Raw genomic sequence first — 21,755 nt, forward strand, 5'->3', positions numbered from 1 at the left:
CGCCATGACCTTGCACCTGCGGTGGGCCGCCGGCACCGATCAAGGACATGTCCGGAGCAACAACGAGGACTGTTACTACGCCGGTGACCGTCTTCTCGTCGTCGCCGACGGCATGGGTGGGATGGCCGCCGGCGACCTCGCGAGCCGGCTCGCCATCGAGTCGATGACGCCGCTCGACGTCCCGATCGACAACGACCACCAGATGGACGCGCTGCACAAGGCGCTCGAGGTCGCGAACGGGCGGATCGCCGAGCAGGTCGAGGCCGACAACTCCCTGCAGGGCATGGGCACCACCCTCACCGCGGTGCTGTTCTCGGGCACCCGCGCCGCCATGGCGCACGTCGGCGACTCGCGGGCCTACCTGCTGCGCGAGGGCCGCCTCAACCAGTTGACCAAGGACGACACGTACGTCCAGATGCTCGTCGACCAGGGGCTCATCCGGCCCGACGAGGCCGCTGGGCATCCGCGACGCTCCGTGGTCACCCGGGTGTTGCAGGGCGAGCCGGTCAGCCCGGCCTACGTGATCGTGGAGCCCGAGGCCGGCGACCGGTGGATGCTGTGCAGCGACGGCCTGACCGCCGTGGTCACCAACGAGACCATCGAGCAGGAGATGCTCGCCGCCGCCGACCCCAAGTCATGCTGTGAGCGGCTGATCGACCTGGCGTTGCGGGGCGGCGGGCCGGACAACGTGACGGTGATTGTCGCCGATCTGACTTCGGTCGACTGAGCACTCTTTGCCGCGCCGGGAGCTGCGGTAGGTTACACCGGTCGTGGACCTGGGGGCCCGCGGCTCAACTGGGTGGTGATGATGACGGCGCGACTGTTCGTCACGCTGGCGATCGTCCTGGGGGTCACCGCGGCCGGTGAGTTCATCGAGCCGTCGGGCCGGCGTCTGTACGCGGATCTCACGCAACTGGTCGCGGGGGCGGCCGCGGCGTGGATCTGTTTCGCGGCGGCGCGCAGCCGGGACGGGTTGCAGCGGCGGTGGCGGCTGCTCCTCGGCTTCGGGCTCGCCGGCTGGGCGCTGATCCGGCTGTGGTGGCTGCTGCAGGACGTCATGCTTCCCGATCGGCCGGTCACCATGCTGTCCGACTTCGGGTTCTTCCTGCTGCCCGCCTGCCTGGTGGTCGCGTTGCTGCAGGCGCCGTACACCCGGCCCCGTCCGGTGCCGACCTCGGCCCGCCGCGACCAGCTGGCCCTGCTGATCGACAGCGTGCTCATCGCGGGCTCGCTGCTCGCGCTGGTCTGGTCGACGGTGCCGCGCGACTGGTTCCACTGGTCCGGGCAGCCCACCGGCCTGATCGTGGCCGCCGCGGGCTACGCCATCAGCGACCTGGTGCTGGCCACCATGGTGATGTTGCTGCTGCTCACCCGGCCCGACTCGCGGGTGGCTCGCCGGCCGCTCGCGCTGGGCGGACTGGCCCTGGTCGCGTTCGGCGTCTCGGACACGTTGCGGCTCGTACACCTGGCCGATGGGCCGCTGGCGCCGTGGCAGTCGGCCGGGCATCTGCTCGGTCCCGCGCTGCTCGCCGTGGCGGCGTTGTGGTCGCGGCCGGCCGACCCGCCCGCGCCCGTCGAAAGGGGGGAGCGCGAGTGGCTGCACCTGCTGCTTCCGTACGTGCCGGTGACCGCGACCGGCGTGATGATCGCGATCAACAGCGGGGCCGGCAAGCCGCTGTCGCCGTTCGAGGCGTACCTGGGCTGGCTCGGTCTGGGCCTGGTCGTGGCCCGCCAGATGTTCACGATCGTCGACAACACCGTGCTGCTCGAGCGGGTCTCCGAGGGGCAGCGGCGGCTGCGCCACCAGGCCTATCACGACCCGCTGACCGGCCTGGCCAACCGGGCCCTGTTCCGCGAGAGGCTGTCCGAGGCGCTCGGCTCGCGACCGGTCGCGGTGCTCTTCGCCGACCTGGACGACTTCAAGCTCATCAACGACAGCTTCGGGCACGCCATGGGTGACCGGGTGCTGCACGCGATCGCCGAACGCATGCAGCGCTGCGTGTCGCCCGACGACCTGGTGGCGCGGCTGGGCGGCGACGAGTTCGCGGTGCTGCTCGACCATTCGCCGGCCGAAGCGGAACCGACCGGCCACCGCATCCTGGCCGCGCTGCGCGAGCCGTTCGCGATCGACGGCCACACGGTCGGCGTCGGCGCCAGCATCGGCCTCGTGGTGCCCGAGCCCGGCGAGCCGATGACGGCCGACGCGCTGCTGCGCCGGGCCGACGCCGCGATGTACGCCAGCAAGCGCCGCGGCAAGGGCGCGATGGCCCGCTACGCCGGCACGAACGACGGCGGCCCGAACGCCGACCTGCCACACCTGCTGGCCCAGGCCCTGGGCTCGGGGAACCCCGCCGCGGCCGGTTTCGAGGTCTTCTACCAGCCCATCGTGCGGTTCACCGACGGCGCGACGGTGGCGGTCGAGGCCCTGGCCCGCTGGACCTCCCCGGTGGCCGGCCCCGTGCACCCCGACGTCTTCGTCTCGGTGGCCGAACGCACGGGCCTGGTGGCCGCGATCGACGACTTCGTGCTGGAACAGGCCTGCACCGACGCCGCCGCCCTGGCCGGGATCTACGGCCGTCCCATCGACATGCACGTGAACGTCTCGGCCGCCCGCCTGGGCCAGACCGGCCTGGAGGAATCGGTGGTGACCGCCCTGTCCCGCAGCGGCGTCCCCGCCTCCCGCCTGGTCCTGGAGATCACCGAAACCCGCCGCATCCAGGACCTGGCGACCGCCGCGGCCGTGGTGGAGCGCTTGCGCTCCTACGGCGTACGGATCGCGCTGGACGACTTCGGCAGCGGCTTCAACGCTCTGGCCCAGCTGCACTCGCTGCCGGTCGACATCGTGAAGCTCGACGCGACCCTGACCGACGTCGACATCGCCCCCGACCGGGCCGGCGCCCTGTGCCGGTCGGTGCTGACCATCTGCACCGACCTGAACATCGTCGTGGTGGCCGAGGGCATCGAAACCCCGTCCCGGGCCCACGCGCTGGCCGAGCTCGGCTGCCTGGTGGGCCAGGGTTACCTGTTCGGCCAGCCCGGCCCCCTGCACCGCCTGAAGCCCCCGATGATCCCCGCCCAGCCCGTCCCGCCCTCGTCGGCTGCCCACCTGGCCAACTGATTCCCTATCGAGGATTTGTTGTCACGTGTGTGTGACACGGGGCTGGGACTCACCGGTTGGCTCACGGTTCCGGCTCGACCGGAAATCGCACTCCCATCCCGCGCGGCGTCATCGTGCTCGAGGCTTGGTGCGGCGGGTGGGTTCGGCGGTGGTCGGGTCTTCGGGCCAGGGATGCCGGGGATAGCGGCCGCGCAGTTCGGCGCGCACCTGCGGATAGCCCTGCGCCCAAAAGGAGGCCAGGTCGCGAGTGACGGCGACCGGCCGCCCGGCGGGGGAGAGCAGATGCAGCAGAACGGGGATCCGTCCGTCGCCCAGCCGCGGGGCGTCCCGCCACCCGAAGGCCTCCTGCACCTTGACGGCCAGCACCGGCGACTGGGGGTCGGAGTAGTCGACCCGTACCCGAGACCCGCTGGGCACCGGGAGCCGCTCGGGCGCCACCTCGTCGAGCCGCCCGGCCACCGACCAGGGCAGCAACCGGCGGAGCCCTGAGGCCACGTCGATCCGGCCCAGGTCGGACCGGCGGCGGGCCGAACCGAACTCGAGCCAGTCGCCGGCCCGGTCGAGCAGGGCCTCGTCGGACACGTCGGGCCAGGGATCGCCGAGCGCCGCGTGCGCGAAGGCCAGCCGCTCCCGCAGCTCGACCGCGCCGCGCGACCAGGTCAGCAGCCCCAGCCCCTCCCGCCGGAGGCCCTCGGCCAGGGCGGCCCGCACCAGTTCCCGATCCGGGTCGGCGATCCGCCGTTCCACCAGCGTGATCGCTCCGAGCCGCCGCACCGTGCGGGCCACGACGTCACCGCCCACCCACCCGATCTCGGTGGCCTCGGCCAGCAGCGTCGCCGCCGCCTCGATTGCCGTCGCCTCATCGAGCGGCACCGCGGCCCGGACGCGCGCGGTTCGTGCCCCCGCCGCCCGGTCGGCCGAAGCGATGGCGAGCCACTCGACACCGGCCAGCCCGCTGCCGCCGGTCAGTTCGGCCGCCGTTCCGCCCGCCATCAGGTAATCCCGGCCGCCCGCCTCGCGAACCCGAGCCACCCGCTCCGGATAGGCCAGCCCGACCACCAGCCCCGCCGCCAGGTCGTCCGGCAGATTCCCTGATCCGGCCGCCCCCGCGCGCGATCGGCCGCGGTCGGCCGCGAGAGTGCGCTTTTCGTTGCTCGCCGCTGCGTGAACCTCGTCGTCGCCCGCAGCGACTCGGGTCCTGCCGCCGTCGTTCGACGAGGCGCCCGGTTCGGTGTCGACGGCGGCTGCGGCGTCGGTGACGTCGGGAGCTGTCTCGTCGGCGGGGTTGCGGGTGAGGGCGGCCGACAGGCGGCTCACCTCGCTGCGCCAGGCCGGGTCTCGGCTGCCGCGGACCCGGCGCCAGGCGGCGGTGAGGTCGTCGGCCAGGGAGCGGTCGTCGTCGAGCAGGGCCACGATCTCGGCCGCCCGGCGCGGCCCGACCAGCGGCGCACCGTCGAGCAGGGCGCGGGCGAGCCGTGGATGCAGGCCCGCGTCGGCCAGGGCCCGGCCGCGCGGGGTGACCCGGCCGCCGGCGTCGACCGCGCCCAGGTCGCGCAGCGTCGTCACGGCCGCCTGCAGCGCCCCGGGCGGCGGCTGGTCGGGCAGCGACAGCCCGGAACCGTCGGGATGGCCCCACAGGGCCAGGTCGAGCGCGAACCCGGTCAGGTCGGCCGCGGCGATCTCGGGCTCGGGCTGGGCCGGCAGACGGTCGTGCTGGGCGGCGGACCAGCAGCGGTAGACGCGGCCGGGCGCCTCACGGCCGGCCCGGCCCGCACGCTGGACGGCCGCCGCGCGGGACACCGGGACCGTGGCCAGGGCGCCGAGGCCACGGGCATGGTCCATACGCGGGACCCGGCTGAGCCCGGCGTCGACCACCGCCCGGACGCCGGGAACCGTCAGGCTGCTCTCGGCGACCGCCGTCGAGAGCACCACCCGGCGCCGCGGACCCGCTCGCAGGGCGGCGTCCTGCACGGCACCGGGCTGGCGCCCGTGCAGCGGGATCACCTCGGCCGCGACCCCGGACAGGCGGCCCGCGACCGCGTCGATCTCGCGGGCGCCGGGCAGGAAGACGAGCACGTCGCCCTCGCCCTCGGCCAGCGCGCGCCGGGTCGTCGCGGCGACGTGGTCGAGCAGCCGCGGGTCGACGCGCAGGCCGAGCGGCGGCGTGATCGGACCGGCCGGCGGGGCCCAGATCGCGTCGACCGGGAACAGGGGCGCCGTCGCCGTCACCACCGGGGCGCCGCCCAGCACCTCGGACAGCCGGCCGGCGTCGGCCGTGGCCGAGGTGGCCAGCAGCTGCAGGTCGGGACGCAGGGCGGCCCGCGCCTCGACCAGGAAGGCCAGCGCCAGATCGGTGTCGAGATGGCGCTCGTGACACTCGTCGAGGATCACGGCCGCCGTGCCCGCGAGCTCGGGATCGCGCTGGAGGCGGCGCACGAGGACGCCGGTGGTGACGACCTCGACCCGGGTGCGGCGGGAGACCTGACGGTCGCCGCGCACGGTGTAGCCCACCCGCTCGCCGGGGCGCTCGCCCAGCAGCGACGCCATGCGCCGGGCCGCGGCCCGGGCGGCCAGGCGGCGGGGCTCGGCCACGACCACGCGCCCGGGCAGGGCGAGCGGCACCAGCGTCGTCTTGCCCGTGCCGGGCGGCGCCACCAGCACCGCCGCGCCCCCGCCGGACAGCGCGGCCCGGACCCGGGGCAGCACCTCGCGGATCGGAAGGTCGGGCAGGGCGTCGTCGGCGATCAGCACGGCACCATCCTGGCCTACCGGTCCGACAATTTCGCCGGACCGGCCCGGCGCCTGTGGACGACACCGGACTGTGGACAACGGGAAACTGTCGGGCCGGCGTGGCAGGGTGGGCGGAACACAAAGTGCACGACGGGGTCGCAGCCCGGCTGCTTGACTGATCGACAGAAACAGGAAGGGGTGCCGATGGACGCGGTCGAGGTGTTCAACTCGCTGCCCGCCGCCCGTCTCGAGCACGATCTGCAGGCGTGCTGCGCCGCGCCCGCCTGGGGCGCCGCGATCACCGCGAAACGGCCTTACGAGTCGCGCGCCGACCTGCTGGCCGCTGCCGATGCCGCTGCCCGCGCGCTGAGCTGGGCCGAGGTGCTGGCCGGCCTGTCCGCCCACCCGCGGATAGGCGAGCGCGCCGCCGGCGAGTCGCAAGAGGCCGCCTGGTCCCGCCGTGAGCAGTCCGCCGCCGCCCGGAGCGCCGACGAGGCCACCCGGGCCGCGCTGATCGAGGCCAATCGGGCGTACGAGGAGAAGTTCGGCCACGTCTTCCTGATCTTCGCGAGCGGGCGCACGCAGGACGAGATCCTCGCCGCCGCGCGGGAACGTCTGACCCATGACGAGACGACCGAGCGCGCGATCGTCGCCGACCAGTTGCGCCTGATCGCGTTGCTACGACTCGAGCGGGTGCTCGATGCCCTCTGACGACGGCACGGCCCCCGAGTTCCACGCCAAGATCTCGACGCACATCCTCGACACGGTGAGCGGCGAGCCCGCCCGCGATGTTTATGTGCGGTTGGAGCGACGCGACTCGCAGGGGTGGGGGACGATCGCCGAGGGGCGTACGGACGACGACGGCCGGCTGCGCTATCGGGTGCCGCTGCACGAGTGGCAGGCGGGCGGCTATCGGCTGTCCTTCTACGTCGAGCCGTACCTGGGCGCCGACTGCTTCTTCCCGGAGATCACGGTCGCCTTCCACGTCCGCGACCCCGAGCGGCACTACCACGTGCCGCTGCTGCTCAGCCGCTACGGATACACGACCTATCGAGGGAGCTGAACGCGCGTGGCGATCGTGCTCGGAGAAAATCGTTACGGCAAGGCCGAGACGCGGCTGGTCCGTGTCACCCGCGACGGCGAGACGCACACGCTGGCCGATCTCAACGTCAGCGTCGCGCTCTCCGGCGACCTCGTGGCGACCCATCTGACCGGCGACAACTCGGGCGTGCTGCCCACCGACACCATGAAGAACACGGTGTACGCCTTCGCGAAGGAGCACGGCGTCGGCGCGCCCGAGCAGTTCGCGCTCCTGCTGGCCCGCCACTTCGTCGAGACGCACACGCAGATCCGGGCGGCCCGGGTCGGCATCGAGTCGTTCAGCTGGGAAAGGCTCGGCCCGCACTCGTTCCGCCGCCAGGGCGACCACACCCGCACGGCCGAGGTGACCGTCACGGTCGAGCAGGCCCAGGTGGTGACCGGCCTCGCCGGCCTGGTGCTGCTGAACTCGGCGAACTCGGAGTTCCACGGCTTCCAGCGCGACCGTTACACGACGCTGCCCGAGACCACCGATCGCATCCTCGCGACCGCGGTCGACGCCCGCTGGCGGCATCTGGACGACGACACCGACTGGGACAAGTCGTACACGGGGGTGGTCGAGGCGCTGACCAAGGCGTTCGTGACCACACACAGCCTCTCGCTGCAGCAGACGCTGTACGCGATGGGCACCCAGGTGCTCACCGATCAGCCCGAGATCGCCGAGATCCGCCTGGCGCTGCCCAACAAGCACCACTACCTGGTCGACCTCTCGCCGTTCGAGCTCGCCAACGACAACGAGGTCTTCATCGCCGGCGACCGGCCGTACGGGCTGATCGAGGGAACGGTGACCCGCGACGACGTCCCGCCCGCGATCACGGAGTGGTACCCGTGATCGTCATCGAGAACGTCGCCGTCGCGACGGTCGACGCGTCGGACAGCTATCACGCCGACGGTCACGTGGTGGTCGGCGACGACGGCCGGATCGCCGCGGTCGGTGCGGGGCCGGCTGCCGAAGGCGAGGGGCGGCGCGTCGACGGCGCGGGCTGCCTGGTCACGCCCGGCCTGATCAACACCCACCACCACCTCTACCAGTGGGCGACCCGCGGCCTGGCGGTCGACGAGACGCTGTTCGGCTGGCTCAAGACGCTCTACCCGATCTGGGGCCGGCTCGACGCCGAGGTGGTCGGCGCCGCGGCCGGGGCCGGGCTGGGCTGGCTGGCGCTCTCCGGCTGCACTACGTCGATGGACCACCACTACGTCTTCCCGCGCGACGGCGGCGACGTGCTCGAGGCCGAGATCGAGGCGGCCCGGCGCATCGGCCTGCGCTTCCATCCCACCCGTGGCTCGATGGACCTGGGACAGAAGGACGGCGGCCTGCCGCCCGACAACATCGTCGAGAGCACCGACGAGGCCCTGAGCGCCACCGAGAAGGCCATCGACCGCTGGCACGACCCGTCGCCCGGCGCGATGCTCCAGATCGCGGTGGCGCCGTGCTCGCCGTTCTCGGTCACCGAGCGCCTGATGAGCGAGGCCGCCGAACTGGCCCGGCGCAAGGGCGTCCGCCTGCACACCCACCTGGCCGAGACCGACGACGAGGAGGACTTCTGCCGGGAGCGGTTCGGTTGCACGCCGACGGAGTACGCCGAGCGGCTCGGCTGGCTCGGCGACGACGTCTGGCTGGCCCACGGCGTGCATCTGGACGACTCGGCGATCACCAAGCTGGGTGCGACCGGAACGGGCGTGGCGCACTGCCCGAGTTCGAACGCCCGGCTCGGCGCGGGCGCGGCCCGGGTGCGTGAGCTGCTCGACCACCAGGTGCCGGTCGGCCTCGGTGTCGACGGCTCGGCCTCACAGGAGGCGAGCCACCTGGGCGAGGAGCTCCGGCAGGCGCTGTACACGGCCCGCACCCGGGGCGGCCCGGGCGCCCTGAACGCCCGCGAGGCTCTGCGGCTGGGCACGATGGGCGGCGCCCGCTGCCTGGGGCGGCAGGACGACCTCGGCTCGATCGAGGCCGGCAAGCTGGCCGACCTGGTGCTGTGGCGGCTCGACGGGCTCGGCCACGCGGGCATCGACGATCGGCTGGCCGCGCTGGTGTTCGGCCCGGCCGCTCCGGTCGAGCTGGCGCTGGTCGGCGGGCGTCCGGTGGTGGAGCGCGGCGAGCTCGTGCACGCCGACGCCGTAACGCTCGCGCGTGAGGCCGTCCGCGCCCATCGGCGCCTGATGGAGCGGGCCACCTGAGCTCCATCACTCCCCGCGACCGGGGGAGACCTCAGCGGATTTAAGAAACACTTAAGGAAGATTCCCCCGAAAAGCGTTATCGAGAATAGGAATCGCGGCTACCTGCGGCGCTTTCGAATGCCATTCCTAATTCTTTCTCCGCGGATTGAAACAAGTCTCTGAGCTGTGCATACTCCTGGTGAAGCCGCCCCCCACGAATCACCAGAACGGCAGAGACGAGAGATTTAGAAATGCGGACGGAACCCCTCCACGTCGCCCCGCCCAACCCCAAGACCCGTCGCCGCGTGACCCGCGCCGCTCTCGGCGCGGCCGTCGCCGTAGCGCTCGGCGCCAGCGGCATCTACATCGCCAACGCGAACGCGGCTGAGACCGTCGTCGCCGGGCGCCTGCAGGCCGAGGCGTTCGCGGCCCAGTCCGGCAGCCAGACCGAGAACACGGGCGACCAGGACGGCGGCAAGAACGTCGGCTGGCTGGCCAACGGCGACTGGCTGCGCTACGACAGCGTGAGCATCGGCAGCACGGTCACCGCCCGGATCGCGTCGGACAACGCGGCGGGCGGCTCGATCGAGCTGCGCCTGGGCTCGCAGACCGGCACGCTGCTCACCACCATCCCGGTCGCCCGGACCGGCGGCTGGCAGAAGTGGGTCACCAAGACCGCCACGGTGAAGGCGCCGGCCGGCAAGCAGAAGCTCTTCGCGGTGATGAAGAGCAAGCAGGGCGGCGACTTCGTCAACATCAACTGGTTCACGCTGGGCGCGACGGCGACGACCACGCCGCCGGCGACCGCTCCGGCCACGAAGCCGCCGACGACCGCCCCCACGACCGCCCCTACGACCGCCCCTACGACCGCCCCCACGGCCAGCACTCCGCCGGCGAACACCGGCGCCGGCTGGGTCGTCATGGACCAGGCCAAGTGGCAGGCGCAGGTCGCCGAGTTCAACGCCATGAAGATGAAGCCGGTCACCGGCAACCCGGTGCGGGTCGCCGAGTTCAACGCCTCCTGCAAGGTCAGCCACGCGCTGGCCGACGACCCGATCGTGCTGCCGGGCCTGCCGGGCGGCTCGCACATGCACTCGTTCCTCGGCAACACGTCGACCGACGCGTTCACCACGACCGACACCTTGCTGAAGAACGCCGGTTCCAGTTGCAAGCCGGACGAGGACCACTCGTCGTACTGGATCCCGAGCCTCTACGAGAACGGCAAGAAGATCGAGCCGCACGGCGTGACCGTCTACTACGGCTCGCGGCTGCCCGACCCGACCAAGACCATGCCGCTGCCGCAGGGCTTCCGGATGGTCGTCGGCGACGCCAAGCGGCAGGTCGCCACGCCGAAGGGCGCCAACGGCCAGTTCTGGTGCGCGGGCGCCGGCGGCGAGATCGGCCGCAGCGCGGACGGCAACTGGCCGGTCTGCGCCAAGACGGCCGAGCTCACGTTCCACCTGACGTTCCCGGACTGCTGGGACGGCGTGCACCTGGACAGCCCGGACCACAAGTCGCACACCGGCGGGGCCGACTCGTCGGGCAAGTGCAGCGGCAAGTTCCCGGTCGCGATCCCGTCGATCGCCTTCGTCATCGGCTACCCGACCTCGGGCTCCAGCGCCGGCTTCAAGCTGAGCTCGGGCAACGCCAGCTCGATGCACGGCGACGCCTTCCTCGCGTGGGACGACGCCGCCCTCGGTCACCGGGTCAAGGACTGCCTGGTCCAGAAGGCCAAGTGCGACTCGTACGGAAACTTCTGATCGCGAGTGCGGGCACGGCCACCCGTCCCCAGCCGTGACCGCACTCGTCCCCGGTGTGCCCACCCCCGCAGGGACCGCGGGGGTGGGCACACCGGTTTATCCACAAGCGGTTGCGCAGCCTTCCGCCTCCACTACGGTTTGGGGGAGCAGCCGCCAACGAGGGGAGCCGCCGACGATGACCGAGATCCTGTCCGACCAGGCCGTCGCGTTCGTCACCGAGCTGAACAGGCGTTTCCGGCCCCGGCGAGACGAGCTCCTGCGGGCCCGGGCGGCCCGTCGGGCCGAGATCGCGGCGGGCGGATCCTTCGGTTTCCGGCCCGAGACGGCCGACATCCGCGCCGCCGAGTGGAGCGCGCCGCCCGCCCCGGCCGACCTGCGGAACCGCCGGGTCGAGATCACCGGTCCGACCGAGCGCAAGATGACCATCAACGCGCTCAACTCCGGCGCCAAGGTGTGGCTGGCCGACCTGGAAGATGCGAACACCCCGCACTGGTCCAACGTCGTCGACGGCCAGCAGAACCTGTACGACGCGATCCGGCGCACCGTCACGCTCGAGACCCCGCAGAAGACGTACGAGCTGAACGGCGGCCCCTACCCGGCGATCGTCATGCGTCCGCGGGGCTGGCATCTCGACGAACGCCACCTGCCGGTCGACGGCGAGCCGGCCGTCGGCGCCCTGGTCGACTTCGGGCTGTACTTCTTCCACAACGCCCAGGAACTGCTCGATCGCGGCAGCGGTCCGTATTTCTACCTGCCCAAGATGGAATCCCACCACGAGGCCGCCCTGTGGAACGACGTCTTCACGTTCGCGCAAGAGGCGCTGGGCATCCCGGTCGGCACGATCCGGGCCACCGTGCTCATCGAGACGATCCCGGCCGCGTTCGAGATGGACGAGATTCTGTACGCGCTGCGCCCGCACATCTCCGGCCTGAACGCCGGCCGGTGGGACTACCTGTTCAGCATCATCAAGTACTTCCGCGACAACCCCTCGATGGTGCTCCCCGACCGCGCCTCGGTCACGATGACCGCGCCGTTCATGCGTGCCTACACCGAACTGCTCGTCTCCACGTGTCACCGCCGGGGCGCGTTCGCCATGGGCGGCATGGCGGCGTTCATCCCCAGCCGCCGCGACCCCGCGGTCAACGAGGTCGCGCTGGCCAAGGTGCGGGAGGACAAGGAACGCGAGGCCGGCGACGGCTTCGACGGCTCGTGGGTGGCCCACCCCGACCTGGTGCCGGTCTGTCTCGAGATCTTCGACCGGGTGCTCGGTGACCGGCCCAACCAGCTCGACCGGCTGCGGCCCGAGGTCACCGTCACCGCCGAGCAGTTGCTCGATGTCGGCGCGACTCCGGAGGTGACCGAGGCCGGGCTGCGGTCCAATGTGTCCGTCGCGCTGCAATACCTCGAGGCGTGGCTGCGGGGCAACGGCGCTGTCGCGATCAACAACCTGATGGAGGACGCGGCCACCGCCGAGATCTCGCGGTCGCAGGTGTGGCAGTGGATCCACAACGGCGTCCGTCTGCCCGACGGCGCCGAGATCACCGCCGGTCTGGTCGGCCGGATCGAGGACGAGGAACTCGCCCGGATCAGAGCGGCGATCGGCGACGACGCGTGGGCCGCCGGCCGCTTCGACGACGCCCGCAAGCTGTTCGAGCGGGTCGCGCTGGCCGACGACTTCCCCGATTTCCTCACGACCGCCGCCTACGACTCGATCGACTGATGCGAGCCACCACCGCCCCCGTCGGATCGGCCGGCTGATGCGGCTCACCGGCGCCGACTACGACGAGGCCGACGGGCTGCTGGCGGCGCACGACGCGTTCCTCGCCGCGCGCTATCCGGGCGAGAGCGCCGATCGGCAGCCCGTGCACACCGTCTACATCCCGGCCGACCGCCTCGACGGCTTCCGCGAGTGGGGGGCCGAGGCGCTGCGGGTGATGGAACTGCACGACTTCCCGTGGTCGGTGCCGGGCGTCCGCGCCAAGCTGGCGAGCGAGCCGATCGAAGACCTGCGCGTCGACTTCGAGGACGGCTACGGCGTCCGCGACGACGATCAGGAGGATGCGGCTGTCCGCAAGGCGGCGACGATCCTGCGCGCGGGTGAACGGCCGCCCTTCGTCGGGTTGCGCGTCAAGTCGCTCGAGGCCGCGACCCGGCGGCGGTCGCTGCGGACGCTCGACCTGTTCCTGTCGTCCTATCAGGACGCCGACTTCATCGTCACGCTGCCCAAGGTGAGTGGCGCCGACCAGGTGACGGCCATGGTGACGCTGCTCGAACGGCTCGAGAACGGGTACGGCCTGGCCGCCGGGACGCTGCGCTTCGAGATCCAGATCGAGCTGCCCGCCGCCGTGCTCGCGACCGACGGCACAGCCACCGTGGCGCGGCTCCTCACCGCGGCCGGCGGCCGCTGCACGGGCTTGCACTACGGCACGTACGACTACAGCGCCGCGGCCGGGGTGGCGGCGGCCTACCAGGCCATGGACCATCCGGTGGCCGACCACGCCAAGGCGGTCATGCAGGTCGCGGCCGCGCAGACCGGGGTTCGCCTGTCCGACGGCTCGACCAACATCCTGCCCGTCGGCTCGCGCGAAGAGGTGCAGTCGGCCTGGGAGGTCCACCACCGCCTGGTCGGGCGCTCCCTGGAACGCGGCTTCTATCAGGGCTGGGATCTGCACCCGGCCCAGTTGCCGACCCGCTACGCCGCCACGTACACGTTCTTCCGCGAGGGCCGCGACGCCGCGGTCACCCGGCTGCGGCGCTACCTCGACCGGCAGGAGGGCGGCATCGCCGACGAGCCCGCCACCGCCCGCGCACTGGCCACCTATCTGCTCCGCGGCCTCAACTGCGGCGCGCTGACCGACGCCACCTTCAGCCGGGACGAGCTGCTGGCGTTCCTCTGACGTCCGAAGCCCGGCACGTCGCTCGTCCTCAATGGAGTGCTCCCGATCCGGCAGCGCCGCCGCCGATCTTCACTTTTCTGTCGTACGGGAAAGTTAGGCTTCTGCTCATGGTCGAGCTGGTGTTGCGGTCGCGGCGGGTGGTTACCGAGGGTGGTGAGCGGGCGGCTGCCGTGGCGGTCGCGGCGGGCACGATCGTGGCGGTGGGCGGCTACGACGACGAGTTCGAGGCGGCCGTCGACACCGATCTGGGCGAGACCGCGCTGCTGCCGGGGCTGGTCGACACGCACGTGCACGTCAACGAGCCCGGGCGTACGGAATGGGAGGGCTTCGCCTCGGCCACCCGGGCCGCCGCGGCCGGGGGCGTCACGGTGATCGTCGACATGCCGCTCAACAGCCTGCCGCCGACCGTCGACGTCGAGGCCCTGCAGATCAAACAGGCGGCCGCGAGCGGGCAGACGTTCGTCGACGTGGGCTTCTGGGGCGGCGCCGTGCCCGGTAACGCGGCCGAGCTGCCGGCGCTGCACGCGGCCGGGGTGTTCGGTTTCAAGGCCTTCCTGGCCGATTCCGGCGTGCCCGAGTTCCCGCCCGTGTCGGCGGCCGAGCTGCGCCAGGCCCTCGAGACGGTCGACGCCCAGTTCGTCGTCCACGCCGAGGATCCCGAGCATCTCGGCGAGCTCTCCGGCCCGGCCGGCTACGCCGCGTTCCTCGGTTCGCGGCCGGCCGAGGCCGAGCACGCGGCGGTCGCCACCGCCGTCGAGGCGGCGCGCGCCACCGGCGGCCGCGTGCACATCCTGCACCTCTCGGCCGCGTCGGCCCTTCCGTTGATCGCGGCCGCGCAGGCCGAGGGCCTGCGCGTCACCGCCGAGACCTGCCCCCACTACCTGACCCTCGATGCCGCCCACATCCCCGACGGCGCGACCGAGTTCAAGTGCTGCCCGCCCATCCGCGACGCGGCCAACGCCGACCAGCTCTGGCAGGCCCTGGCCGACGGTTTGATCACCTGCGTCGTCAGCGACCACTCGCCCTGCACGCCCGAGCTCAAGAGGCGCGACACCGGCGACTTCGCGGCGGCCTGGGGCGGCATCGCGTCGGTGCAGCTGGGCCTGCCGGTGATCTGGAGCGCCGCCCGCGCGCGGGGTCACTCGTTGGCGGCGGTCGCCGAGTGGATGGCCCGGCGTCCGGCCGAGCTGGTCGGGCTGCACGACAAGGGCCGCATCGCGGTGGGCGCCGACGCCGATCTGGTCGCGTTCGACCCCGACGACACCTTCGTCGTCGAGCCGGCCCGGCTGCACCACAAGAACCCCGTGACGCCGTACGCGGGAAAGAAGCTGCACGGCGTCGTCCGCACCACCTGGCTGCGCGGCCAGGCCGTCACCGGCGGCACCGCGCGCGGCCGGTTCCTGAGCCGGAGGGTTGCCTGATGGAAGAATTCGTCACCCTGCCCGACCTGGCGTCCCGGGCGCTCGGCGGCGGTGTCGTCCACGCCGACGACGAGTTCTTCGCCGCGGCCGACCATCTGGTGCTCCCGCAGCCGCCGGTCTTCGCGCCGCGCACCTTCGACCACAAGGGCCAGGTGTACGACGGGTGGGAGACCCGCCGCCGCCGCGAACCCGGCCACGACACCGCCGTCGTGCGGCTCGGCGCGCCCGGCGTCATCCGCGGCGTCGACATCGACACCGCCTTCTTCACCGGCAACTACCCGCCCCACGCGGCGGTCGACGGGCTGGCCGTCGACGGCTATCCCAGCCCCGCCGAGCTGCTCGCCGCCGAATGGACGCCACTCGTGCCGAGGTCGCCGCTGCAGGGCGACAGCCGCAACCTGTTCGCCGTGACCGAGAAGCGGCGCTTCACCCACGTCCGGCTCACGATCTTTCCCGACGGTGGCGTCGCCCGGTTGCGCGTCCACGGCACCTCGGTGCCCGACCCGCGGTTGCTGCCCGAGGTCTTCGACGTCGCGGCCCTGGCCCACGGCGCCCGCATAACCGGGTGCAGCAACATGTTCTACGGCCATCCGGGCCACATGCTGATGCCCGGCCTCGCCCAGCACATGGGCGACGGCTGGGAGACGTCGCGCCGCCGCGACGACGCCAACGACTGGGTGACGGTCGGCCTGGCCGCGCCGGCCGAGATCGTGCTGGCCGACCTCGACACCACGCACTTCAAGGGCAACGCCCCCGGCTGGGCCTCGCTGCGCGGCAGCGAGGACGGTCAGGAATGGTTCGACCTGCTGCCCCGGGTCGCGTTGCGCCCCGACACACCACACCGCTTCCCGGTACGTGCGGGGCGCGTCGCCGCCCACGTCCGGCTCGACATCTTTCCCGACGGCGGCATGGCCCGCCTGCGCCTGCACGGCCGCCCGGTCGCGGGTTACCTCGAAGACCAGTTCCGGAGGCACACGGATGGCCTATGACGAGACGTTGGCGCAGCGGCTCCGCGACAAGCTGACCGATCCCGCCGTCACCGAGCGCAAGATGTTCGGCGGGCTGGCGTTCTTCACCAACGGCAACATGACGGTGGGCGTCTCCGGCGACGAACTGATCGTGCGCCTCGGGCCCGAGGGGGTGGCGGCGGCGCTGCAACGGGCCGGTGTGCGGCCGTTCGAGTCGGGCGGTCGCTCGATGCGCGGCTGGATCCTGGTCGCGGGCGACCGGCTCGACGATCCCGAACTGGATCGGTGGCTGGCCGAGGCATACGACCACGTGGCGACGCTGCCGCCGAAAGAGAGCGTCAGTCCTGCGAGGCGCCGGCGCGGCGCCTGACCAGATAGGGGCGCGCGAACAGATAGGCGCCCGAGAAGAAGAGGAGGGCCAGCGGCAGCAGCGGAGTGTAAGAGACCCACAGGAGCGGTTCCTCCCGGGCGAGCGCGACCACGGTGGCCAGCACGGTGACGGTGAAAGCGACCGCCACCCAGCGGTGGAACTGCCGGATCCACTTGTTCATCAGTAACTCCTCGTCGAAGCGATGTCTGTGCAGGTCACGCTAGGAGAGAGAGCCTGGCCGGCGCTTCTCGATTCCTGACCGAACGACCGGCGACCGACGGCGTTCCTCGGCCGGAGCGGCTGGCGGCGGGCGGTGTTTCCTCGGCCGGAGCGGCTGGCGAGTGACGGCGTTTCCCTCGACCCGGATGGCAAGCGGCCGATGGCGTTTCTCGACCTGGGCGGCTGGCGGGCGGGGCGGTGGGGGTCGTTGCGCGGGAGGCGTGGCGGGCCTGGCAGCAAATGCCGCCGTGCGCGGGTCGGACGCGACTTGTGAGGCCGTTGCGCAGGGGGCTTCCGGCCCTCCAGGATGGGGGGTGCCCTGGTCTACCTGCACCGACGTGCGCGTGTTTCTGGCTGCCGCCGGCGACTTTCTGGCTACCGACCCGGTCGGCCACACGATCCTGCTGACCGAAGCCGCCTACCTGGAAGCGACCGCACCTGGTGGCGGGGATTCCGCCCAGGGCGCGACCGGAGTTGCGGGCGAGGGCGTCGCGGGGAAGGGGTGTCGGCCGGCGGCGGATGACGACCGTGGTTTCGGGTGGTGGACCGACGCGTTCGGAGTGGTCGGGGCGGCGTTTGTGCGAGCGCCGAATCATCCGCCGGTACTCACGCCCGTACCGGACGCGGCTTTGCCGTCTTTGGTCGATGTGCTGGCCGGGGATCGTTGTCTCGGTGTGGACGGGCGGGATGCTGAACGGGTCGCATCCGCTTGGCGGGAACGCGCGGGTGTGGTGCTCGAGGAACGGTTCCGGGTTGCGCTCTGCCGGCTGATCGAGTTGCGGGCGGGCGTACGGGAACCTGGACGATCGCGCCGGGCCACGCCGGCCGACCGCGAGCTGGTCGTGGGGTGGTTCCACGAGCTGATGGCGGCTAACCCGGGGGATACCAGCGATCTTGCGTACGTCATCGACGAGCCGCTGGGCTACGGCGGCCTGACACTGTGGGAGGTCGACGGCCGGCCCGTGGCCATGGCCGGTCGCAGCCGCGTCGTCGCCGGCATGACCCGGGTCAGCGCGTCCTATGCTCCGGATGGTGACACCGGCGCTGTCTTTGCTGCGGCCTGCGAGGAGGCGGCTCGAGTCGCGGAGCACGTCCTCGTGCTGACCGCCGACGTCGCCGCTCACCGGGCGCTCGGCTTCGAAAAGGTGCTCGACCGCGTGACGCTTGAGGTTGTTGCCTAGCGCGGCGGCTTCGAAAGGTGCTCGACCGCGTGACGCTTGAGGTTGTTGCCTAGCGCGGCGGCTTCGAAAGGTGCTCGACCGCGTGACGCTTGAGGTTGTTGCCTAGCGCGGCGGCTTCGAAAGGTGCTCGACCGCGTCACGCTTGAGGTGTGGCCCAGCGCGGCAGCTTGGAGAAGGTGCTCAACCACGTGACGCGAAATGTTGCGTAGCGCGGTGGCTTGGGACGGTGTTCGACCGCGTGACTCGTGAGGTGTGGCCTTGCGCGGTCGCTTGGAGAAGGTGCTCGACTGCGTCATGGTCGGGTTGTTGCCTGGCGCGGCGGCTTCGGGGAGAGCAGGCTGGGTGGATGGATCAGCCGATCAATCTGACCGAGGCGCTGGCGAGCTTCGACGAGGTCTACAGCCCGCGGATCGTCACGCGCATGAACGACTACGACGTGCGTATCGCGCATGTTCGCGGCGAGCACGTCTGGCATGTTCACGAGGACACCGACGAGTTCTTTCTCGTGCTCGACGGGCAGCTCGACATCGCGCTGCGGGAGCGCACTGTGTCTCTCGGGCCCGGGGATGTGTTCGTGGTGCCCAAGGGGGTCGAACATCGGCCGTCGTCGTCGGGCGGGTCCATTCTCATGTTCGAGCCGTCGGGCACGGTCACCACCGGCGACCGGCACGAGGGGGAGATCCCGGCGCACGTGCACAGCACGGCGGGGCAGGAGCTCAGGCCGCCGGAGCCACCCGCGACGCCCACTGCGTAGCCTCGTCGGCCGGCAGGATGCGGTTGAGCACCACCTCGGGAAGCATCAGGGGGTAGGCGCGGCCGAGGTTCCAACTGCGTTCGTACGGCGGCGGGTCGAGCACGATCAACCGGTGGTCGCCCAGCAGTGGGATGTCCGCCGGCCGGCCCTCGTTCCAGATGGTCTCGCCGGTCGCGTCGGCCAGGTAGAACTGGCCGCGGATGCCGTTCGCGGGCATCAGGTCGCCGTCGGTGGCGGCCGCGATCCAGGCTGCCTCCGGGGGCTCGCCGGGCAGCAGGCCGCGGGACTCGTCGCCGATCAGGGTCGCGGCGAGCAGCGTGTGCAGCTGGAAGTTGTCGCTCACCCCGCTGATGGTCAGGTCGTAGGCCCGGCTGGTCGGGCGGTGCAGCACCAGCAGCGGCTCGTCGTCGAGCACCTCGAGCAGGCCGAACAGCCAGACCGCGTCCTCGACGTGGGTCGTCATCGAGGCCGTGGCGGCGGTCAGCCGGTCGCGGCCGGGCAGCGCCTGGCGCGCGCCCTTCTGTTGCAGCGGCAGCAGCAGGCTGGGGATCCAGTCGTTGACGGTGAACCAGGCCTGCGCGATCTCACCGGCCTCGCCGACGCTGAGCCCGGCCTGGGGCGCGGCCCGGACGAGGCGTTCGCGCAGCTCCTTGTATTCGTCGGCCGACGTCGGGGCGGTCACCGGCCCGTCGAGCTTCTCGGACAGCACGCCGAACTGGGCGGCCAGCTCGAGCCCGGTGGAGACCCGGTCGGCCAGCACCGGCAGCACCGGCAGCGGGTCGGCGCCCTGCTCGATCAGGCCCGCGACCAGCGTGGCCAGCAGCGCGCCGTTGCCGAAGGCGACCTGTTCGAGGGCCGGGAGGAGCGGCGGCAGGGCCTCGTTCAGTTCGCCCGGTTCGGCCTGGGGCAGGCGGTCCACAATGGCGCGATAGTTCCTGGTCGAGGCCTTCGTGTCGAGTCGGATCACCGCCTCGGCCAGGCCGGTGCAGAGCTCGGGCAGGGTGGTGGCGGAGCGTCCGAACATCCGCGCATCGTACCGACGGACGGAAATTCGCGCGAACGAATCGATACGCTCGGCTACGGTTGGCGTTCGTGACGAGAACCGTGACGTTGGTGCTGGTCAGCCCCGGTGGCGAGCTGCTGGGTGAGACCGAGCCGTTCGAGCCGCCGAGTCCGTGGTGGCAACAGGTCGACGACTTCGGCCCCGGCCTGCAGGTGTTGCGCCTGCTGTACAGCGACACCGCCGGCCCGCCGGGCGGCCACGTCACCTATCTCGCCGAACTCACCGACGAAGCCGCAAATATCCGAAAAATCAGGCGGCGTACGTCGGCCGAGCGCAACACCGCGACAATCCCGAGCAGCGCAGCCACCGCAAACAACCCGAGCAGCGCAGCCACCGCAAACAACCCGAGCAGCGCAGCCACCGCAAACAACCCGAGCAGCGCAGGCGCCGCGGCGACGTCGAGCAGCCCGAGCAGCGGAGCGGGGGGTCGGGACCACCGTGCGTACCGCGGGGATTGGCGCGAACCGCACGCCAAGCGCGCCCCCTACGCCGAGCTCGGCGGACCCACCGCGTCGATCGAGTGGGCAACCGGCATCGTTCCGGGCACCACCGCTCACCAGTGCCGCACCTGGAACCTGTCGGCCATCTGGCGGTTCGACGACGAGGACGGCAACCCCGTGGCCTGGCTGAAACAGGTGCCGCGGTTCTTCGCGCACGAGCCCCACGCCATCCGGCTGATCGACGGCGTCGCGCCCGGCCTCGTGCCGCAGCTGATCGCCGACGGCGAGGACGGCCGCATGCTGCTCGCCCACGCCCCGGGCGAGGACCGCTACGGCGCCGGCGCTGACCTTTGCGCCCGGATCGCCGCCGCGTTCCACCCGATCCAGGCTCACTTCGCCGTTCACACGGATGCGCTGGCGCGAATCCCCGACGCACGCCTCGACAAGACGCTCGCCGAATACGTCCGGATCGCCGAGCCCTACTACGACGGCATCCCGGGGCTGCGGGAGCTCATCGCCGATCTGCCCCGGCGCTTCGCGGAGATCGCCGATTGCGGCCTGCCCGACACGCTCGTCCACGGCGATCTGCACCCCGGCAACGTGCGCACCGACGACGCCGGCCGGATCACGATCATGGACTGGGGTGACTGCGTCCTCGGCCACCCGGCGCTCGACATCCTGCGCCTGACCGACGCCGGCACCAACGGCAGCGAGCGCGGCCCCAGTTTGCCCGGGCGTGACGGGCTGCTGGCCGCCTGGGCCGACCGCTGGCGGGAGGGGGTGCCGGGCTCCGACCCGGAACGGGCCGTCGAGTTGATGCGCCCGGTCGCGGATCTGCGGAGTGCGCTCATCTACTCCGAGTTCCTCGAGAACATCGAGCCCACCGAGTGGCCCTATCACGCCACCGACGTGCCCGAGGGCCTGAGCGCGGCCGTGGCTACCGCCCGCGGATGAGAACGCCGCTGCAGGGAGGGCTGCCGCCGGCCGGTGCGGTGGCCGGTCCGGTGGTGGAGATCGCTTGCGACGAGTCCGGGTTCTCGGGCACGAACCTGCTCGACCCGTCGACACCGATGATCACGCATGCGAGCGTCGACCTGAGCGCCGGCGAGGCCGGGCAGTTGATCGCCGAGTTGCGGTCGAGCTCCCACGAGCTGAAGTCCGGGCCGTTCCTGCGGGGACCGCGGGCGCGGGAGGCGCTGGAACTCTTCCTCGGCGCCTTGCGTGGGCGCGCGCTCGTGCACCTCATCGACAAGGAGTTCTTCCTGGTCACCCGCGTCATCGACCTGCTGCTGGCCGAGCCGTCGTATGCCGCGGGTACCCGGCTGACCCAGGATCGGCGGCCGGCCGCCTTCGCGCTGCATCGGGCCCTGCGCGATGCCGGGGAGGACGGGAAAGCGTTCCTCGCGAGCTTCACCGACCTGGTCCGCGCCAAACGGCGCCGGCCCGCGAGCCAGGCCGTGGAACGGTTCCTGCGAGCCCGCGACGCGCTGGCTGGCGACCGGGCCCGCGACGCGCTGGCTGGCGACCGGGCCCGCGACGCGCTGGCTGGCGACCGGGCCCGCGACGCGCTGGCTGGCGA

At 72.0% G+C, this 21,755-nt stretch carries 18 protein-coding genes and 1 pseudogene; 16 read left to right on the top strand and 3 right to left on the bottom strand.

What is annotated here, in order from left to right; genetic code table 11:
* Positions 1–4 precede the first annotated feature (4 nt).
* Both LXN57_RS15430 and LXN57_RS15435 read left to right on the top strand, forming a co-directional pair.
* The gene (locus tag LXN57_RS15430) at positions 5–727 is read left to right on the top strand and encodes a PP2C family protein-serine/threonine phosphatase (protein WP_251798855.1); all 723 of its coding nucleotides are present in this window, start codon (positions 5–7) and stop codon (positions 725–727) included.
* An 81-nt stretch (positions 728–808) separates the two neighbouring features.
* The gene (locus LXN57_RS15435) at positions 809–3,118 is read left to right on the top strand and encodes a putative bifunctional diguanylate cyclase/phosphodiesterase (RefSeq protein ID WP_251798856.1); all 2,310 of its coding nucleotides are present in this window, start codon (positions 809–811) and stop codon (positions 3,116–3,118) included.
* A gap of 108 nt (positions 3,119–3,226) precedes the next feature.
* On the opposite strand, the gene LXN57_RS15440 is transcribed toward LXN57_RS15435, so the two are convergent.
* Positions 3,227–5,863, bottom strand: a complete 2,637-nt coding sequence (locus tag LXN57_RS15440; protein ID WP_251798872.1) for an ATP-dependent RNA helicase — start codon at positions 5,861–5,863, stop codon at positions 3,227–3,229.
* A 189-nt stretch (positions 5,864–6,052) separates the two neighbouring features.
* Here LXN57_RS15440 and uraD point away from each other — a divergent pair, with 189 nt between their 5' ends.
* The 10 genes from uraD to LXN57_RS15490 all read left to right on the top strand — a co-directional run bounded on the left by uraD (position 6,053) and on the right by LXN57_RS15490 (position 16,519).
* Entirely contained in the window at positions 6,053–6,559 is a 507-nt protein-coding gene (uraD, locus tag LXN57_RS15445; protein WP_221377888.1) for a 2-oxo-4-hydroxy-4-carboxy-5-ureidoimidazoline decarboxylase, read from the top strand.
* Positions 6,549–6,911 (top strand): hydroxyisourate hydrolase, encoded by a 363-nt coding sequence (gene uraH / locus LXN57_RS15450; protein WP_221377889.1) that lies wholly within the window; start codon positions 6,549–6,551, stop codon positions 6,909–6,911. Before uraD ends, uraH begins: the two co-directional genes overlap by 11 nt.
* Before the next feature lie 6 nt (positions 6,912–6,917).
* Positions 6,918–7,778 carry a factor-independent urate hydroxylase gene (pucL, locus tag LXN57_RS15455; protein WP_221377890.1) on the top strand — a complete coding sequence of 287 codons (861 nt, stop codon included), beginning with the start codon at positions 6,918–6,920 and terminating at the stop codon, positions 7,776–7,778.
* Positions 7,775–9,124, top strand: coding sequence for an 8-oxoguanine deaminase (locus LXN57_RS15460; RefSeq protein WP_251798857.1), 1,350 nt, complete (start codon positions 7,775–7,777; stop codon positions 9,122–9,124). The genes pucL and LXN57_RS15460 overlap by 4 nt, the downstream gene beginning before the upstream one ends.
* Positions 9,125–9,354: 230 nt before the next feature.
* The gene (locus LXN57_RS15465) at positions 9,355–10,863 is read left to right on the top strand and encodes a DUF1996 domain-containing protein (RefSeq protein WP_251798858.1); all 1,509 of its coding nucleotides are present in this window, start codon (positions 9,355–9,357) and stop codon (positions 10,861–10,863) included.
* Between the two features lie 175 nt (positions 10,864–11,038).
* Positions 11,039–12,583, top strand: a complete 1,545-nt coding sequence (gene aceB / locus LXN57_RS15470) for a malate synthase A (RefSeq protein ID WP_251798859.1) — start codon at positions 11,039–11,041, stop codon at positions 12,581–12,583.
* 37 nt (positions 12,584–12,620) lie between these two features.
* Complete coding sequence (locus LXN57_RS15475; protein ID WP_251798860.1) at positions 12,621–13,760, top strand: DUF6986 family protein; 1,140 nt, start codon at positions 12,621–12,623, stop codon at positions 13,758–13,760.
* 107 nt (positions 13,761–13,867) lie between these two features.
* Positions 13,868–15,181, top strand: coding sequence for an allantoinase AllB (gene allB, locus LXN57_RS15480; RefSeq protein ID WP_251798861.1), 1,314 nt, complete (start codon positions 13,868–13,870; stop codon positions 15,179–15,181).
* Positions 15,181–16,170: an allantoicase gene (gene alc / locus LXN57_RS15485; RefSeq protein ID WP_251798862.1), complete on the top strand. Its 990-nt coding sequence runs from the start codon at positions 15,181–15,183 to the stop codon at positions 16,168–16,170. Before allB ends, alc begins: the two co-directional genes overlap by 1 nt.
* Positions 16,160–16,519 carry a TfoX/Sxy family protein gene (locus tag LXN57_RS15490; protein WP_251798863.1) on the top strand — a complete coding sequence of 120 codons (360 nt, stop codon included), beginning with the start codon at positions 16,160–16,162 and terminating at the stop codon, positions 16,517–16,519. The genes alc and LXN57_RS15490 overlap by 11 nt, the downstream gene beginning before the upstream one ends.
* Here LXN57_RS15490 and LXN57_RS15495 read toward each other — a convergent pair.
* Positions 16,488–16,700, bottom strand: a complete 213-nt coding sequence (locus LXN57_RS15495; RefSeq protein WP_251798864.1) for a hypothetical protein — start codon at positions 16,698–16,700, stop codon at positions 16,488–16,490. The two genes, LXN57_RS15490 and LXN57_RS15495, sit on opposite strands and share 32 nt — an antisense overlap.
* Before the next feature lie 259 nt (positions 16,701–16,959).
* Here LXN57_RS15495 and LXN57_RS15500 point away from each other — a divergent pair, with 259 nt between their 5' ends.
* The gene (locus tag LXN57_RS15500) at positions 16,960–17,919 is read left to right on the top strand and encodes a hypothetical protein (protein ID WP_251798865.1); all 960 of its coding nucleotides are present in this window, start codon (positions 16,960–16,962) and stop codon (positions 17,917–17,919) included.
* Between the two features lie 346 nt (positions 17,920–18,265).
* Positions 18,266–18,673: a cupin domain-containing protein gene (locus LXN57_RS15505; protein WP_251798866.1), complete on the top strand. Its 408-nt coding sequence runs from the start codon at positions 18,266–18,268 to the stop codon at positions 18,671–18,673.
* On the opposite strand, the gene LXN57_RS15510 is transcribed toward LXN57_RS15505, so the two are convergent.
* Positions 18,636–19,697, bottom strand: coding sequence for a hypothetical protein (locus LXN57_RS15510; protein ID WP_251798867.1), 1,062 nt, complete (start codon positions 19,695–19,697; stop codon positions 18,636–18,638). The genes LXN57_RS15505 and LXN57_RS15510 overlap by 38 nt on opposite strands.
* Before the next feature lie 68 nt (positions 19,698–19,765).
* Here LXN57_RS15510 and LXN57_RS15515 point away from each other — a divergent pair, with 68 nt between their 5' ends.
* Both LXN57_RS15515 and LXN57_RS15520 read left to right on the top strand, forming a co-directional pair.
* Positions 19,766–21,130, top strand: a complete 1,365-nt coding sequence (locus tag LXN57_RS15515) for a phosphotransferase family protein (protein ID WP_251798868.1) — start codon at positions 19,766–19,768, stop codon at positions 21,128–21,130.
* Positions 21,127–21,755: pseudogene (locus LXN57_RS15520) on the top strand (DUF3800 domain-containing protein); the annotation flags it as partial. The gene LXN57_RS15515 and the pseudogene LXN57_RS15520, both read left to right, overlap by 4 nt.

Origin of the sequence: Paractinoplanes hotanensis (assembly GCF_023717965.1) — a bacterium.
GTDB classification, from domain to species: Bacteria; Actinomycetota; Actinomycetes; order Mycobacteriales; family Micromonosporaceae; genus Actinoplanes; species Actinoplanes polyasparticus.